Genomic DNA, 16,482 nt, shown 5'->3' with positions numbered 1-16,482 from the left:
ATGCACGGACCAATTGCAGCGGTTGCGGAGAGCCCTGGGCGGCAGGCACAAGAGCGTGTCTTCCACAGCCATGACGGAACGGAAATCTTCTACCGGTTCTGGCCGGCGGCCTCCGCCGACGCCAAGGGCGCGGTGGTGCTCTTCCATCGCGGCCATGAACATGGCGGCCGCATGGCCCATCTCGTCGACGAACTGCAGATGCCGGATCATGCCTTCTATGCCTGGGATGCCCGCGGCAATGGCCGTTCGTCCGGCGAACGCGGCTATGCTCCGTCCTTCTCGGCGCTGGTGCGCGACATCGACTGCTTCATGCGCGAGATCGCCGCCAGGGATGGCTTCGCCACGCAGGACATCGCGCTGATCGCGCAGTCCTTCGGCGCCGTGCTTGCCGCCGCCTGGGTGCACGACTATGCGCCGAAACTGCGCGCCATGGTGCTGGCCTCGCCGGCCTTTTCGGTCAAGCTCTACGTGCCCTTCGCCAAGGAGGGCATCGCGCTCTGGCAAAAGCTCAAGGGCCGTTTTTTCGTCAACTCCTACGTCAAGGCGAAATTCCTGACCCACGATCCCGTGCGCATCGCCTCCTTCGAGAGCGATCCACTGATCACGCGGCCGATCGCCTCCAACATCCTGGTCGAACTCTACCAGCATGCCGCCCGCATCGTTTCGGACGCCCGCGCCATCACCGTGCCGACGCAACTTCTGCTTTCGGGAAGTGACTGGGTGGTGCGCCACGCCCCGCAGCACGAATTCTTCGTCAATCTCGGCAGCCGGACCAAGGAGCGCCACGTGCTGCCGGGTTTCTTCCACGACACGCTGGGGGAGCGCGACCGGGCGCAGGCCCTCGACCTGATCCGGCCGTTCCTGGCCAGGCAGTTCACGGCGCGCGATGCACCGGTTGACCTGAAGCAGGCTGACATCGCCGGCTACACGCGCGACGAGGCCGACAAGCTTGCATCGCCACTGGATCTGTTGTCGCCCAGGGGCTTCTATTGGGCATTCAGCCGCGCCTCCATCCGCATGGGCGCCTGGGTCTCGTCGGGCATGAAGGCCGGCGTCACCACCGGCTTCGATTCCGGCTCAACGCTGGACTATGTCTACGAGAACAACGCGCGAGGGCTGACGCCGCTTGGCCGCTTCGTGGACCGCATCTTCCTGGAGGCCATCGGCTGGCGCGGCATCCGTCAGCGCAAGCTGCATCTGGAAGAACTGATCGGCACCGCGCTGTCGACACTCAAGGCCGCCGGCCGCGCCGCCCACATTCTCGACATCGCCGCCGGCCACGGCCGCTATGTTCTCGATGCGATCGTGAAGAGCCCCGACCAGCCGGCAAGCGTGCGCCTGCAGGATTATTCCGACCTAAATGTCGGGCTTGGCCGCAAGCTGATCGCCGAGCGGCAATTGCCGGCCAGCATCTCGTTCCAGCGCGCCGACGCTTTCGATGCCGACATGCTCGCCGCTATCGATCCGGCGCCGGACCTCGCCATCGTTTCGGGCCTTTACGAACTGTTCTCCGACAATGCCATGATCGCGCGCTCGCTTGGCGGACTGGCCCGCGCCATGCAGCGGGGCAGCCTGCTCATCTACACCAACCAGCCCTGGCATCCGCAGCTCGAGATGATCGCGCGCAGCCTGACGTCCCATCGCGGCGGACAGGCATGGGTCATGCGCCGGCGCACGCAAGGCGAAATGGACCAGCTCGTCGAAGCCGCCGGTTTCGAGAAGCTCGACCAGCGCATCGACCAATGGGGCATCTTCACCGTCTCGGTCGCACGGCGCCTGTAGGACCAGCCGAGGCATGCCGACTAACCCCGACGCTTCGCAACCCGCAGCCATCCTCGCCGCCGAACCCTATGGCCGTGTGGTCGTCAGGGCTGCATTGTGGCTGGCGTTCCTGGCGCCGTTCTTCTACCTGAGCTATGGCTTCGCCAACTGGCTGGCGTCGCGGCGCGACGATGTCGGCAGCATCGTGTTCTCCTGGGAACACAGCATCCCGTTCGTCGCCTGGACCATCGTGCCCTACTGGTCGATCAACCTGTTCTACGGCTTGTCGCTGCTGCTTAACGACAACCGGCAAGGGGTCGACCGCCTGGCCGGCCGCTATCTCACCGCGCAACTCGTCGCCGTCACCTGCTTCATTCTGTTCCCGCTGGCCGCGACGTTCGTGCGGCCGGAAACGACCGGCCTGCCGGGCTTCATGTTTGCCGTGCTTGGCGGCTTCGACAAACCGTTCAACCAGGCGCCCTCGCTGCACATCGCCCTGCTGGTGATCATCTGGGACCATTGGCGCCACCGGCTCGGTCGCTTTCTCCTGCCGCTCTGGCACGGCTGGTGCTTTCTGATCGGCGCCTCGGTGCTGACGACGTGGCAGCATCATTTCATCGACATCCCGACCGGCGCGCTGCTCGGTCTTTTCGCGCTCTGGCTGTTTCCGCGCAACGGCGAATTGCCGTTTTCAGGTGCCCGGCTGACCAGCGATGCGAAAGCCCGCCGGCTGGCACTGTCCTATGCACTGGGCGCCGTCCTTGCGCTGGCCGCCGCCGCGTTCGGCGCGCTCTTTTCAGCCGTCGCGCTCTTCCTGCTTTGGCCAGCCTTGGCGCTGGCCATCGTCGCGCTTGCCTATGCCGGGGCCGGCCCGAAAGTGTTCCAGAAATCCGCGGATGGCAGCATCACGCTCGCAAGCCGTATCCTGCTCTTGCCGTACCGACTTGGCGCCAGAATAAACATTCGGGCCTGGACGCGTAATCTTGCGTCGCAGGTGGCGGTTGCCGACGGTGTCTTTCTCGGGCGTTTTCCCACGGCAAGCGAGGCCAACGGCTTCGGCACGGTCATCGACCTCGCCGCCGAACTTGAAAGGCCGGCGGGAGTGACTTGCCGCTGGATCGCCTTACCGATGGTCGACCTGTTGCCGCCGCCGTTGATGGTGCAGCAGCAGGCAGCCGGCGCGCTGGAGAAGGCGCGCCGCGACGGCACGGTGCTTGTTTGCTGCGCGCTCGGTTTCCAGCGCAGCGCCGGCGTCGTCGCCGAATGGCTGGTGGCGACCGGCAGGGCCAGGACACCGGCCCTGGCCCGCGAGATGCTGAGCGACGCCGGCCGGCCGGTCCATCTTGTCGAGGCAACGGAGCGGGCGGCATCATGACCGGCAATGCCTATCAGCAAAGCACCGATCGCTTCGCCCTCCTGTTGATGCGGCAGGCCGCGTGGCCGGCCGCACTCGTTCTGGCCGCGAACATGCTGGCGCCCTTGGTCGCCCGGGCGCGCGGCGCCTTCGAGACCTTGCCCGCGGCCGTGGCGCTGTCGCTCGCTGCCGTCAGCGCGGTTGCGGTGCTGGCGCTGTCGGCCCTGCTGGCATTCGACGCGCTGCTGTTCCGGCTGATGGCCAGCCATGACGACGAGGCTTCAGCCGGCGCCGCGGTGGATGACATGCTGGCGCGCATGCGCCTGAAGCCGCTGCCGCCTTCCGCACGTTCGCTCGACGAACGCATGGCCGGCACGCGCCGGCTGCTGACCAGGCAACGCATAGCCCTTGGCCTGTTCGTGGCGATGCTTCTGGCGGCCGGATTTTGGGCGCCGCGATGAACAAGCTCTCGCTCAAGACCTTCACCCTGCTGCAGACGGCGACCTCCGTCGGCCTCTCGGCGCTTGCCTGGGTGGTGACCGGGGTGCGTCCGATCTGGAATGGCAGTCTGCCGTCGGACAAGCAGCGCATCTATTTCGCCAACCACACGAGCCATGGCGACTTCATCCTTTTGTCGGCGTGCCTCAACGAAAAGGAGCGCGCGATCACCCATGCCGTGGCTGCCGGCGAATATTGGGGAAAATCGCGGCTGCGCCGCTTCATCGCCGAAGACATGCTGTCGTCCGTGCTCATCAACCGGCAATGGACGAAGCCCGAGGAAAACCCGATCGAGATCATGCTGTCGGTTCTCGACCAGGGCCATTCGCTCATCCTGTTTCCCGAGGGCACCCGCAACATGACCGACGAGCCGCTGCTGCCTTTCCGCTCCGGGCTCTACAATTTGTCGATGGCACGGCCGCAGGTCGAGTTGATCCCGTGCTGGATCGAGAACATGTCGCGCGTGCTGCCCAAGGGCCAGTTCCTGCCGGTCCCGCTTTTATGCCGCGTCGTCTTCGGCGCGCCGGTGGCGATTGCCCCCGGCGAAGAGCGGCGCGCCTTTCTCGAGCGAGCCCACGCCACGCTTCTGGCGCTCAACCCGCGTCCCGAACGAGACGATTGATGCGCCACGACATCTCCATCCTGATCATCGGCCTGCTGGCGGTGCTGACGACCGCCAGCATCGTGGCCGCGATACTTTCGGCACGGGCGCCGAAGCCACTCAGCTCGACTCTGGTCAATCTCACCCAGCGTATCAATGCCTGGTGGGTGATGGTCGCACTGATGACGGTCGCCTTCTTCTTCGGCCGGTACGGCCTAACCATCCTGTTCGCGCTGATTTCCTTCGCCTCGCTGCGCGAATTCGTGACGCTGACGCACACGAGCCGGAGCGACCATTGGGTGCTGCTCGGCATGTTCGGTATCATCATCCCGTTTCAGTACTGGCTGGTCTGGACCGCCTGGTACGGGCTCTTCGTCATCTTCATTCCGGTCTATTGCTTCCTGCTGATGCCGGCCATCACCGCGTTGCATGGCGACACCGAACGCTTTCTCGAGCGGATCGCCGCGCAGCAATGGGCGGTGATGATCTCCGTCTATTGCGTCAGCCATGTTCCAGCGCTGCTGACGCTCGACGTGCCGGGCTTCGAAGGCCGCAATTTGTTGCTGATCGCCTTCCTGGTCATCGTCGTGCAAGGCAGCGACGTGCTGCAATACATCTTCGGCAAGCTGTTCGGAAAACACCGGTTTTCGCCGACCGTATCGCCGTCGAAAACCTGGGAGGGCCTGATCGGCGGAGTGGTGTCGGCGAGCCTGCTCGGCGCTCTGCTGTCGTTCGTGACGCCATTCACGCCCCTGCAGGCGGCGTGTGTCGCCTTCGTCGTCTGTTCGATGGGGTTTCTGGGAGGGCTGGTCGCCTCGGCCATCAAGCGCGACCAGGGCGTCAAGGACTGGGGCCATCTGATAGAAGGCCATGGCGGCATGATGGACCGTACCGACAGCCTGATCTTCGCTGCCCCCATCTTCTTTCACATCGTGCGCTATTTCTGGACGGTCTGAGACGGCAAGCCCTGGCCTCTTTGTTTTAACGCAATTCCGGACGGAAAACCGCTTCACACTTTTCCTGGAATTGCTCTTGCGGTCAGAGCCGGTTTCTCACGACCAGCGTGACGACGAAGAGGGCGCCGAGCGAGCTGGTGATGATGCCGATCGGCAGTTCCTGCGGCGGCAGCAGGGTCCGCGCCAGAAGATCGCTTGCCAGCAATAGCACCGCCCCGAACAGCGCACAGCTGGCGATCAGGCGCAGATGCAAGGGACCGGCCAACGGCCGCGACAGATGCGGGATCATAAGCCCGACAAAGCCGATGACGCCGGCAACCGAGACGAGAATTGCCGTCGAAAAGGCGGCGACGAGAAACGTCGCCCTGCGCATCCGCGCCACCGGCACGCCAAGGCTTTCGGCGGCACTTTCACCCGCAAGGAAGGCGTCCAGCCTGCGGTGGTTCCACACCCCGTAGGCTGCAATCGTGCCGGCGCCCAAGGCGCCTAGCCAGACATTGTCCCAGCGCGCCAGCCCGAGCCCGCCCATCGTCCAGAACAGCACCGAGTGGGCGGCGCGCTGGTCGCCGGCAAAAACTAGATAGTTGGTCAAGGCCGTGAACAGGAAGGAAACGGCAAGGCCGGCGAGGATCAGCCGTTCGGGCCCCTGCCCCCTCACCCGCGCGACCAGCAGCAGGACGATGCAGGCGGCCAGTATGCCGCCGGTGAAGGCAGCGACCGGCAAGGTCCAGATGCCGAAAGTGTCACCAAAGACGGTGATGACGGAAACGGCACCGGCCGCCGCCCCCGACGACAGGCCGAACAGGAAGGGATCGGCAAGATCGTTGCGGGTCACCGTCTGCAGCAACGCGCCTGTTATGCCGAGGCCGCCGCCGACACAGACCGCCAGGATCGTGCGCGGCAGCCTGAGATCGACGACGATCTTGCCGGCCGGGCCAGACACCTGGTGTTCGTTCAATCCGACGGCCTGGCCAAGCGAGGCGATGACGTCGGTGAGTGGGATCAGCGTCGAACCATAGGCGATCGACAGCAGCACGAGGGCGACGATCGCCATCGTGCCCGCCACCATCGCTAGCGCGAATGCCTTGTGTCCCGAAAGCGCGCCGGATTTATGCCCAGGGGCAACAAGCATCAGAACGCTTCCGGATGCATCGCCCTGGCGATCTTGCCGATCGCCTCGATGTTTGCCGGCCCGGGCGTCAGTTCGGCATAGCGCAGCGCCACGAAGCGCTCGTTCTTGACCGCGTCCGTCTCCTTCATCGCCGGGTGCGCCTTCAAGAAATCGAGCAGTTTCTTGTAGCCGCCGCCATCCTGGTAATCGAGCAGGATGAGGAACTGCGGATTGCGCGACGCCACGGTTTCCCAGTCCGTGTTGCCCCAGCTGGTGTCCATGTCGGCCATGATGTTGTCCCCACCCGCGGCCGCGATCATGGCGCTCGGAATGGCGAATTTGCCTGATGTGAACGGCTTGTCCTCGCCGGAATCATAGAGGAATACTCGCGTCCCCTTGCGGTCGCCAACCTTGGCGATGATTTCCGCGAGTTGCGCCTTCCAGCCGGAGACAAGCTTCTCCGCGTCCGCGTCCTTGCCGAAGATCTTGCCCAGCTTTTCGACATCGCCATAGAGCAGGTCCATCGAGGCGGCCGGACGGTTCTTGTCGAGATGGACGCAGCTTTCGGTCAGCACCAGCGTCTTGATGCCGTGCGGGGCGAGCGTGTCGGGCGTCACGTCGCCACCCGGCTTCATGCCATAGTACCAGCCGGCGAAGAAGAAATCGGGCTCGACGGCGACGAGGTTTTCGAGCGTCGGGTATTTGGGCGCCAGTTCCGGGATGGAACCCTGCTCGGCCTTGAACTCGGGGCCGACTTTGTACCATCCGGTGATGCCGGTCAGGCCGACGATCGACGGCTGCAGCTTCAGCGCGAAGGCCATTTCGGCCATGTTGAGATCATGGATGACGGCGCGCTTGGGCGGCGCGTCGAAGGTCAGCGGCTTGCCGCAGCTGTCGACGGTGACCGGGAAGGCGAAGGCTGCCGGGGCCAGCAGCAAGAAGACGAGCGCCAGGGCGAGGCGTTTCACGGATTTTGCTCCTTGGCTGAACAGTGTCGGATGAGGGATGGGCTCGATCAGGATGGCGGCGCGGCGCGGTTCGGAACATCGAACACCGTGAGTTCGCGGTCTTCGGTCGGATGGCGCAGGCGAAACACGTCGACGCCGAAAATCTCGCGGATCAGCTTTTGCGTCAGCGCTTCGCGGGGTGCCGCCAGCGCATGCAGCCGCGCCTCGTTCATCACCGCGACCCTGGTGGCGAAGGGCGCCACCAGAGCCAGATCGTGCAGCACGGCGATCACCGTCATGCCGAAGCCGGCCACGAGCTCGAGCAGCTCGCCGCGGGCGCGCGGATCGAGATGGTTGGTCGGCTCGTCGAGGAACAGCACTTTCGGTTGCTGCGCGATGGCGCGCGCCAGTTGGGCGCGCTGGCGTTCGCCGCCCGACAGCGAGCCGATGGTGCGGCCAAGCAGCGGCAACAGGCCGGTCCGGCGCAACGCGTCGACGACGATGTCGCGCTCCTCGCTCCTGCGTCTCAGGCCGGCATGCGGGACGCGGCCGAGCTCGACATAGTCGATCACCGCCAGCCGCGGGTCCGGCTGGTCGGTCTGGCCGACGACGGCGATATGCAGGGCCCGCTCGGCGGTCGCGATACGGTCCAGGCGGCGCCCGCCAAGCTTCACCTCGCCCGCACTTGGCCTGAGCATGCCCGACAGCATGCGCAGCAGCGTGGTCTTGCCGGCGCCATTGGGGCCGATGATGGCAAGGCGATCGCCCGAGGCCACCGACAGGCTGACGGTGTGGACCAGATGCCGGCCATTGACCATGGCGCTGAGGTCGCGCGCTTCGAGGAGTGGCATTGTCATCGGCTGTTGCCCGGAAACTTGGCCGGCCCGGGAATGCGGGCCAGTGTCTTGCCGGCCAGTCGCGGCGGACGTTGTCCGGAATTGCACCAGCCGTCGGCGAGCGAGGCGTAAAGTCGGGCAAATCGCAGGAGATCGCCGGCGTCGGCCTCGGCGTCGATGGAGCCGAAGAGATAGGAGGCCTTGCCCGGCGCCTGGAAGGCCACCGTCAGCGGCCGCGCGCAGCCCGCCATGCATTCGACGCCTTCGACCGTGAAGCCATGCGCCACGGCGGGTTCATGGCAGGCTGCGAGCCGGGAGCGCAAATCCACGCAGAGGCTTTCGCCCGACCTGATGCCGGTCGGAACGTCGCGGCAAAGCGTGCACACGATGATACGATGATCGATGGCGCCGTCCAACTTTCCGTCACTTTCAAAACTGGCGACGGAAGGATGTTGGCGAGCCGGCCGACAAGACCGACGTCCACGCCTCCTCCCGGCACACCCCGTCCGGTCAACTCAGTTGATGGCAGGTCTCCTGGCTCGCGGGTCTCGGCGCAATCCAGCCTTCCCAGCCTTGCCGGCCAGTGGCATGTCGGATCTTGCTCACCGCTTACAGTTGCGGGGGCAGCCACGGCCTCGACCTTTTGAGGTCTCACCGTGTTCCCTTTTCACCCCTTGCCTTTCGGCGCGGGGACCATCAGGCACCCACCGTAGATTTCCGTCGATCGCATCGCAATGAGTTTTTTGCGACGCCGTCGCCACATGCTCCATATGTAATAACATTACGTTTGAAGCGATGTTTCGCGGCGATGTCAACCCCTGTCGTCGCGCAATGCGGCTTCGGCGCGGCTGCGGTTATTCAGCCGCGAGCGGTCACCAGGCAGCAGGCATGACACCTGGCCGCGGTCGCCGAGGAACCGGCCTATAGCTTTCTGAAAAAGCCTGACAGAATATTCGGACCCGCTTCGCCCGGCCGCAGTCTGATCCCGTCTTCAAAGCAATTCAGCGTCACGCATTCGAAGCCGTAATGCGCGAGGAGCGCCACCAGCGAGTCACGGTCGAAATGGTGCAGGTGCTCGTTGGGCAGACGCATGCGCCACGCCCGGAACCACGCTTCGCCGTCGGCGCCGAGTTCACGCCAGCGGCAGTAAGGGACGGCGATGGCCAAGTGGCGGGTCTGAAGGCGGGCGAGGAAACCCAGATCCGGAATGTGCTCGAGCACGTCGAACATGGCGACCAGATCCCACGAGCCGGCGAGCGCCTCGTCCCAATCGACAAAGCGGACGCCCTCGGGCAGCGGAAATCTGGTGATGTCGCAGCCGGCACAGTCGGCAACCCCGGTAATTTTGGCGGCCTCGACAAAGGTGCCGGTGCCATAGCCAATCTCCAGCACGGACCGCGGTAGTTCACCGGTGATCCCCAGCACCCAGCCAAGCCGCTGATAGCCGAGCTTGATGGTCCGGTCGCTCAGATCCTCGTAATAGGAAATGTGCTGCTTGTCGTATTTGATCGGTGTGACGTCGATCTGGTGAATCACGCCAAACCGGTCGGCCTCGTAATTATCCAGCATTCGCGCCCCCTTGGGATTACGGATCCTTACATGACGGGGCTAAACGCAAAGTAAGCGACTGGGGTGGCGGGCCGAAGCTGGCACGAGCACGACCAGATCTAGCAATAGCAAAAAAGCAAAGCCCCGCGCGGGGCCTTGCTGTCTCAACCTCAGCGCCGAGCTCTAATCGCCCCTCACTTCCCCATCAACTGCTTGGCATTCTCCGCCGTGATCGCCGTCGTCTCGACCGTTACCGTCGGCTCCACCGAGGTCGAGCAGTCGAGCAGGATCTTCTTCGACATCTCGATCGCTTCCTTCGCACCCGTCGGGTAGGTGAAGGTTGCCGCCCAGTCGCCCTTGGCGACGGCCTCGATGCCGCCGGCCGGTCCAGGCAGGCCGTCGGTGCCGATGATCTTGACGTCCTTGCCGGCTCCCTTGGCGGCAAGCAGCGCGCCGGCCGCCATCATGTCGTTGGAGGCATAGAGCACCTTGATGTCGGGATGCGCCTGCAGCATGGCGGCAAAGGCGGTCTGGGCTTTGTCCGGCACCCAGTCGGCGGCCTGCTCGGCGACGACCTGGATCTTGGCATTCCCCTTGACGCCGTCCTTGAAGCCGTTCAGCCGCTCCACCGCCGGCGTCGAGCTCGGCAAGCCTTCCAGCACCGCCGCCTCGCCGCCATCCGGCAGCAAGGTCTTGGCGGTGTATTTGCCGGCCTCGAGCGCGATCTTGTAATTGTCGCCGCCGATGAAGGCGGTGTAGTCCTTGCCGGGATCGCCGACCGTCTTGCGGTCGAGCTCGATGACCGGGATGCCGGCATCCATGGCGCGCTTCACCGCCGGCGTCAGCGGTGCCGCCTCGAAGGGCGAGATCAGCAGCAGATCGACTTTCTGGGTGATGAAATTGTCGACCTGCGAGGTCTGCGTGTTGACGTTGCCGGCGCCGTCGGCGATCTGCAGCGTGAAGCCCGGCACGGCCTTGGCTGCCGCCGTCAGTTCGTCATTGACATGCTGGCGGTAGGGTTCGGCGTTGTTGGCCTGCGAGAAGCCGATGATGAACTGGCCGTCCTTGGCGCAGGCCTTGACCATCGGGTCGGCGGCCTGGGCGGCTCCTGCAATGCACAGGCCCGCGCCTGCCAGAAGCACGGCATGAAGCGTGTTCCTCGTTCCTTGTCTTATGGTTTTCATACTCGCTCTCCTCCTCGTCGGGCCGGGGGGCCAGACCTTGGTTTGACTTCGACTTTGTTGCCGCCTTCCTCCTAACGACCCAAACCCTCGCGGCGGCGAACGAGGGATTGAAGCACCGCCGCCAGCACGATGATCGCGGCGGTCGCGAGCAACTGCATGGCGGGCGTGATGTTGTTCAGCTGCAGGATGTTGGCGAGCGCGCCGAGCATGATGGTGCCGGCAACGGTGCCGACCATCGAGCCGGCGCCGCCAAACAGGCTTGTGCCGCCGATGACCACGGCGGCGATCGCGGTGAGCTCGTAGCCCATGCCGTCATTGGCGCTGCCGAAATTGAACTGGCCGGCATGGACGATGCCGGCAAGGGCCGAGGCAAAACCGGTGATGGCATAGACCGAGATCTTCACCGTCGAAACGGGCACGCCCGAAATTCGCGCCGCGCGCTCATTGCCGCCAACGGCAAAGACATAGCGGCCGAAGCGCGTCGTGTTGAGCACGATCGTTGCGATCGCGGCAAAGACGATAAAGACGATGGTGGCGACCGGCACGGTGTTGTTGAACAACCGCTCGCCGAGGATCGCGAACACCGGCGGTGCCAGGCCCGGTCCGTCGCCATAGGAAATGTTGATGTACTGGTTGCCCGAGACGACCAGCGCCAGGCCGCGCGCCGCCTGCAGGCCGGCGAGCGTGACGATGAACGGCTCCAGCCGGAAGCGGGTGGAGATGGTGCCCTGGATGGCGCCGAAGACGATGCCCATGATAAGCACGGCGAGGATGGTGGGAATGAGCCCGAAGCCACCCGAGATCATCATCGATGCGGTGACGACGCTGGACAGCCCGAGCACCGCGCCAACCGACAGGTCGATGCCGGCGGTGATGATGACGAAAGTCATGCCGATGGCGATGATTCCGGTCTCCGAGACGGCGCGCACGATGTTGGCGATGTTGTCGGGATCGAGGAACAGGATCTGGCCGTGCCGGCGCGGCGAGAAGATGATGCCGCCGATCGCCACCACCACCAGGCCGATCAGGCTCTGGAAGCGCACCACAAGGGCGAGCGGATCGCGATGCTTTGGCGCTGCCGCCGGCACAGCCGGGCTCGCTGCCACCGAAATCTTCTGGTCAGACATCAGGCCTCCCTGCCATTTGCCGCGTCAAGCACTGTGTGCTCGTCGACGCCGCCGATGAATTCCGCCACGTTGCGCCCCTGGCGCAGCACCACGATCCGGTCGCACAGGCCGATGAGCTCCGGCATCTCGCTGGACGCGACCAATATGCCGAGCCCCTGCGCCGCCAACTGCCTCAGCCGCGCGTAGATCTCGCCCTTGGCGCCGACATCGACGCCGCGAGTCGGCTCGTCGAGCAGCAGCAGACGGGGATTGCCGAGGATCTCCTTGGCCAGCACCACCTTCTGCTGGTTGCCGCCGGAAAGCGCGCCGACGGCGATGTCGGGATTCTTCGGCCTGATATCGAACTGGCCGAAGGACTGCTTTACCGCATCCGCCTGGCGGCGCTGCGACATCAGGCCGAGGGGCGAGATGCGGCGGATCACCGACATCACCAGGTTGAGGCCCACCGCCATTCTGAGCATCAGCCCGCTGCCGCGCCGGTCGTCGGTGACGAAGGCGATGCCGGCCGCGCGGGCCGCCCTGATCGAATCCAGCCTTACAGGCCGGCCATCGATGGCGACCTCGCCTTCCCAACGGCCGGACAGGCCGGTGCCATAGAGCGCGCTGAGCAATTCGGTGCGCCCAGCCCCCATGATGCCGGCCAACCCGACGATCTCGCCCGCCTTGACGTCGAGCGAGACGCCGCTCGGCGGCTGCCAGCCGGCGCTTTCATGGGCGAGCCTGAAGCTGGCATCGCGCAAGCTGAGCAGCGTCTTGCCGGCCTTCGTCGACCGCTCGGGATAAAGCTCATCCAGCGGCCGGCCGACCAGAAGCCGGACCAGTTCGGCCTGCGGCGCGTGCGGCTCGGTGACGCCGGCGACGCGACCGTCGCGCATGACCGTCACCCGGTCGGCGATCTGCGGTACCTCCTCTAGGCGATGCGAGATGTAGACGATGCCGACGCCGCTGGCGGCGAGCTTGCGCATGATGTCGAACAGCCTGTCGACCTCACCTACCGTGAGTGCCGCCGTCGGCTCGTCCATGATCAGCACGCGCGAGGCGTAGGACAGCGCCTTGACGATCGCCACGACCTGGCGCTGGCCGATCGACAGGTTCGCCACCATGCTGGCCGGATCGATGGCCAATTCGATGGCTTCGAGACGCTTGCGCGCTTCGCTGCGCATTGCCGGCACGTCGAGGAAACCACCCGGCCGCATCAACTCGCGGCCAAGGAAAAGGTTGGCGGCGACGTCGAGCGTCGGCACCAGGTCGAGTTCCTGGAAGATCGTGGCGATGCCGGCCGCCTGCGCCTCGCGCGGGTTGTTGAAGGCTACCTGCTTGCCGTCGATGTGGATGGTGCCCTCGTCCGGCGTGTAGACGCCCGACAACAGGTTCATCAGCGTCGATTTGCCGGCGCCGTTTTCGCCAAGCAGGGCATGGATCTCGCCCGCCTTGAGGTCGAAGTCGACGCCGCGCAGCGCCTGGACGCCGCCGAAGCGCTTGACCGCGCCGGTGACGGAAAGCAGCGGCGCGCTCATGCCGACCTCATGGGGCTGACCTCATGGGAGGCCGGCCTCGCGCAGGACTCTCGCACCTGCAGCGCCGCCCGCAGCCGCACCGCCTGCGGCTCCAGGTCGGTCGATGCGATGCGAGCGCACAGCAGGGTGGCCGCCTGCCGTCCGATCTCGGTGCAGGGTTGCGCGACCAGTGTCAGCCGCGGCTCGAAACAATCGGCCCATTCGAAGTCGTCGAAGCCGGCTAGCGAGAGGTCGCCGGGGATGGAGAGCCCCCTCTCGCGGATGGCGCGAACTGCCCCGATGGTCGTCATGTTGTTGCCCGTGACCAGTGCGGTGGGCGGCGACGGCAGAGACAGGATCGCATGGGTCGATGCGGTCGCGCTCGCCGTGTCGACATTCTCCGGCGAGACATAGTGCGGCAGGCATTCAAGTCCATTGGCGACCAGCGAGGCGCGAAAGGCCTCGACGCGTTCGCGCGTCGTCGCCAGGCCCGGCTGGCCGGCGATATAGCCGATGCGCTTGTGGCCGAAGGCGGCGACATGGTCGATCAGCGCGCGCATCGATGACTGGTTCTCGACGCCGATCTGGTCGAAGCGCTCGTCGGCGAAACGGTCGATGAGCACGCAGGGCAGCTTCTTCTCGGCCAGGTAATCGATAGCGCGCTGCGGCGCGCCCGACGGCGCCAGGATGACACCGTCGACGCGACGCTGGTGGAACGCGCGCACCACCGAAAGCTCGCGGTCGGGGTCCTCCTGCGTGTCGGAGAGGAAGACCATGAGGCCGAGGCGCGCGCATTCGGCCTCCACCGCGCAGATGATGTCGGTGAAATAAGGGTTGGAAATCGCCGAGATCGCCAGGCCGACGCTGTTGGTCGAGGCCACTTTCAGTGACCGCGCCAGCTCGTTGGGCTGGTAGCCCATCGCGGCGATCGCGTCATTGATGAGCCGCGCCTTCTCCGGCGAGACAAAGCGGGTGCGGTTGATGACATGCGAGACGGTCGAAACCGATACGCCGGCGCGGCGCGCGACCTCAGCCATTGTCGGCATGGCGGCTCAAATGGAGTGCTGGCAAGCGCTCCTCCCTGATGATGCGTTCCAGTCCGCTCTCATTGGCTTTGGCGGATTTCGGCAGAGCATATTGTCATCGAAACGTTTGCGCAATCGATTCGATGACTTTGTTCGACGAAATTCGCGCGCTGCGCAATTTCGATCAAATTGTCACGGAAGAAAGCGGCAAGATGGTCCGACCCAATGCGAGAAGCCCATGAACCCGACCGAGAAAGCGCTGTGGTTTGTCGAAAGCCATCTGCCGGAGGCGATTTCGCTCGACGACGTCGCTCAAAGCAGCGGTGTATCGCGCTTTCATGTGACGCGCGCCTTCGGTGCCGCCACCGGCCGCTCTGTCATGGGCTATATGCGCGCGCGCCGGCTGACCGAGGCGGCACGCAGGCTCGCCGACGGCGCGCCCGACATCCTCTCGGTGGCGCTCGATGCCGGCTACAACTCGCATGAGGCCTTCACCCGGGCCTTCCGCGACCAGTTCGGCACGACGCCGGAACTGGTGCGAGCGCAAGGCTCGACCAAGACCCTCGACCTCGTGGAGCCGATCCTGATGGACCAGTCCTTTCTTGCCAAGCTCGAACCGCCACGCTTCGAGACCAGCCGGCCGTTCCTCATCGCGGGGCTCGGCGAGCGCTACAGCTGCGGGACCAGCGCCGCCATTCCGATGCAATGGCAACGCTTCGGCCCCTTTATCGGCAACATTCCGGGCGAGACCGGTGACGTCGCCTATGGCGTCTGCGTCAACGGCGACGATGCCGGCAATTTCGACTACATCGCCGGCGTCGAGGTCTCGGACTTTTCCGACCTTCCCGGGGAATTCAGCCGCGTGCGCATACCGGCTCAGAAATATGCGGTGTTTTCGCATCGCGAGCACATTTCGACCATCCGCCGCACCGTCAACACGATCTGGAACAAATGGCTGCCGCGCTCCGGACACGAAATAGCGGACGCGCCGGAATTCGAACGCTATGGCCCGGAGTTCGATCCGCGCAGCGGCAATGGCGGACTGGAGATCTGGATACCGATCAAGGGTTGATCGGCGCTATAATTCCAAATCCCATGTCTGCCCGACCAGATCCTTGCCGAAGGAATGGTGGCGCTCTTCGTCGATCAGCTTGAAGCCCGCCGCCTGATAGATGCGGCGCGCCGAGCCCAGTATATCGTTGGTCCAAAGCGTCAGCGTCTTGTAACCTTTGGCTCGCGCGAAGGCGATGCACTCGTCGACCAAGCGCCCGCCGATGCCAAGGCCGCGTGCCGAAGGCTCAACATAAAGCAATCTGAGCTTCGCCACCTCGGGCGACTTGCGCACGACGAAGACCGAACCGACGACCTCGCCATCGCGCTCGGCGATCCAGCTGCGCTCCCATTTCGGGTCGAAGGATTTGACGAAGGCCGCGAGGATTTCGGCGACCAGCGCCTCGTAGGTTTCGTCCCAGCCATAATCCTGCGCGTAGAGCATCCCTTGCCGGCGGGTGATCCAGCCGATGTCGCCGATCTGCAGCGGCCGCAGCAGATAGGGAATTTTCGGCTCTGCGCTTTCGTCCAGCAGTGCCTGGATAGTCCGCATGGACTTCACCAGCCGGTCCTGTTCCGAAGCAGGCAGCCGATCGAGCAAGGCCGCGACCTGGTCATGCGAATCCTTGTTCAACGGCGCAAATGCATTCCTGCCCGCCGGCGTCAGCGCAATCGAGGATTGCCTGGCATCCGAAACCAGCGTCGACCTGGAGATGAGGTCATGGCGTTCGAACTTCTTCAGCAAACGGCTGACATAGCCGGCGTCGAGACCGAGATCGCGCCCAAGGTCGGTCGCGGTCAAACCGTCGCGGTGCGCCAGCTCGTAAAGCACGCGCGCCTCGGTCAGTGAGAAGGCGCTTTTCAGCAACCCTTCGTCGAGCAGGCCGATCTGGCGGGTGTAGAAGCGGTTGAAAGCCCGCACCGCATCGATCAGCTGCTTGTTCGGCGCTTCGTTCTTGGGGTGATGGTGAATCGTCATGGTCATCTC

At 64.9% G+C, this 16,482-nt stretch carries 16 protein-coding genes and 1 riboswitch; of the genes, 6 read left to right on the top strand and 10 right to left on the bottom strand.

The features are described from left to right. The 5 genes from CK227_RS20015 to CK227_RS19995 are packed head-to-tail and all read left to right on the top strand — an operon-like array spanning position 1 to position 5,170. The gene (locus tag CK227_RS20015) at positions 1-1,782 is read left to right on the top strand and encodes a bifunctional alpha/beta hydrolase/class I SAM-dependent methyltransferase (RefSeq protein WP_179296340.1); all 1,782 of its coding nucleotides are present in this window, start codon (positions 1-3) and stop codon (positions 1,780-1,782) included. Positions 1,783-1,795: 13 nt separating this feature from the next. Continuing rightward, positions 1,796-3,136 (top strand): phosphatase PAP2/dual specificity phosphatase family protein, encoded by a 1,341-nt coding sequence (locus CK227_RS20010; protein WP_095770561.1) that lies wholly within the window; start codon positions 1,796-1,798, stop codon positions 3,134-3,136. Next, positions 3,133-3,576 carry a hypothetical protein gene (locus tag CK227_RS20005; RefSeq protein WP_095770562.1) on the top strand — a complete coding sequence of 148 codons (444 nt, stop codon included), beginning with the start codon at positions 3,133-3,135 and terminating at the stop codon, positions 3,574-3,576. The genes CK227_RS20010 and CK227_RS20005 overlap by 4 nt, the downstream gene beginning before the upstream one ends. Beyond that, positions 3,573-4,235: a lysophospholipid acyltransferase family protein gene (locus tag CK227_RS20000; protein WP_095770563.1), complete on the top strand. Its 663-nt coding sequence runs from the start codon at positions 3,573-3,575 to the stop codon at positions 4,233-4,235. The genes CK227_RS20005 and CK227_RS20000 overlap by 4 nt, the downstream gene beginning before the upstream one ends. Further along, positions 4,235-5,170: a phosphatidate cytidylyltransferase gene (locus CK227_RS19995; RefSeq protein ID WP_095770564.1), complete on the top strand. Its 936-nt coding sequence runs from the start codon at positions 4,235-4,237 to the stop codon at positions 5,168-5,170. Before CK227_RS20000 ends, CK227_RS19995 begins: the two co-directional genes overlap by 1 nt. 82 nt (positions 5,171-5,252) lie before the next feature. On the opposite strand, the gene CK227_RS19990 is transcribed toward CK227_RS19995, so the two are convergent. The 9 genes from CK227_RS19990 to CK227_RS19950 form a co-directional block, all read right to left on the bottom strand. After that, a complete protein-coding gene (locus CK227_RS19990) occupies positions 5,253-6,302 on the bottom strand; it encodes an iron ABC transporter permease (RefSeq protein WP_179296318.1) in 1,050 nt (349 codons plus the stop codon). After that, positions 6,302-7,249: an ABC transporter substrate-binding protein gene (locus CK227_RS19985; protein WP_095770566.1), complete on the bottom strand. Its 948-nt coding sequence runs from the start codon at positions 7,247-7,249 to the stop codon at positions 6,302-6,304. The genes CK227_RS19990 and CK227_RS19985 overlap by 1 nt, the downstream gene beginning before the upstream one ends. A gap of 47 nt (positions 7,250-7,296) precedes the next feature. Beyond that, positions 7,297-8,085 carry an ABC transporter ATP-binding protein gene (locus tag CK227_RS19980; protein WP_095770567.1) on the bottom strand — a complete coding sequence of 263 codons (789 nt, stop codon included), beginning with the start codon at positions 8,083-8,085 and terminating at the stop codon, positions 7,297-7,299. After that, complete coding sequence (locus CK227_RS19975) at positions 8,082-8,480, bottom strand: DUF1636 family protein (RefSeq protein ID WP_095770568.1); 399 nt, start codon at positions 8,478-8,480, stop codon at positions 8,082-8,084. The genes CK227_RS19980 and CK227_RS19975 overlap by 4 nt, the downstream gene beginning before the upstream one ends. Before the next feature lie 90 nt (positions 8,481-8,570). Further along, positions 8,571-8,777: riboswitch (cobalamin riboswitch) on the bottom strand. Positions 8,778-8,985: 208 nt separating this feature from the next. Further along, positions 8,986-9,633 carry a class I SAM-dependent methyltransferase gene (locus CK227_RS19970; protein WP_095770569.1) on the bottom strand — a complete coding sequence of 216 codons (648 nt, stop codon included), beginning with the start codon at positions 9,631-9,633 and terminating at the stop codon, positions 8,986-8,988. Between the two features lie 173 nt (positions 9,634-9,806). After that, complete coding sequence (locus CK227_RS19965; protein WP_095770570.1) at positions 9,807-10,796, bottom strand: substrate-binding domain-containing protein; 990 nt, start codon at positions 10,794-10,796, stop codon at positions 9,807-9,809. 71 nt (positions 10,797-10,867) lie between these two features. After that, entirely contained in the window at positions 10,868-11,923 is a 1,056-nt protein-coding gene (locus tag CK227_RS19960; RefSeq protein ID WP_095770571.1) for an ABC transporter permease, read from the bottom strand. Continuing rightward, positions 11,923-13,440 (bottom strand): sugar ABC transporter ATP-binding protein, encoded by a 1,518-nt coding sequence (locus tag CK227_RS19955; RefSeq protein ID WP_095770572.1) that lies wholly within the window; start codon positions 13,438-13,440, stop codon positions 11,923-11,925. Before CK227_RS19955 ends, CK227_RS19960 begins: the two co-directional genes overlap by 1 nt. Then, a complete protein-coding gene (locus CK227_RS19950; RefSeq protein ID WP_095770573.1) occupies positions 13,437-14,465 on the bottom strand; it encodes a LacI family DNA-binding transcriptional regulator in 1,029 nt (342 codons plus the stop codon). Before CK227_RS19950 ends, CK227_RS19955 begins: the two co-directional genes overlap by 4 nt. A 217-nt stretch (positions 14,466-14,682) precedes the next feature. Between CK227_RS19950 and CK227_RS19945 the strand changes: the two genes are divergently transcribed. Next, on the top strand, positions 14,683-15,516 hold the full coding sequence (locus CK227_RS19945; protein ID WP_095770574.1) for an AraC family transcriptional regulator: 834 nt from the start codon (positions 14,683-14,685) through the stop codon (positions 15,514-15,516). A gap of 6 nt (positions 15,517-15,522) precedes the next feature. On the opposite strand, the gene CK227_RS19940 is transcribed toward CK227_RS19945, so the two are convergent. Further along, positions 15,523-16,473 carry a bifunctional helix-turn-helix transcriptional regulator/GNAT family N-acetyltransferase gene (locus tag CK227_RS19940; RefSeq protein WP_095770914.1) on the bottom strand — a complete coding sequence of 317 codons (951 nt, stop codon included), beginning with the start codon at positions 16,471-16,473 and terminating at the stop codon, positions 15,523-15,525. Between the last annotated feature and the right edge of the window lie 9 nt (positions 16,474-16,482).

Origin of the sequence: Mesorhizobium sp. WSM4308 (genome assembly GCF_002294905.1) — a bacterium.
Taxonomy (GTDB): domain Bacteria; phylum Pseudomonadota; class Alphaproteobacteria; order Rhizobiales; family Rhizobiaceae; genus Mesorhizobium.
Note: the sequence above shows the minus strand (reverse complement) of the source record. Positions and strands in the feature narration are given on the sequence as shown.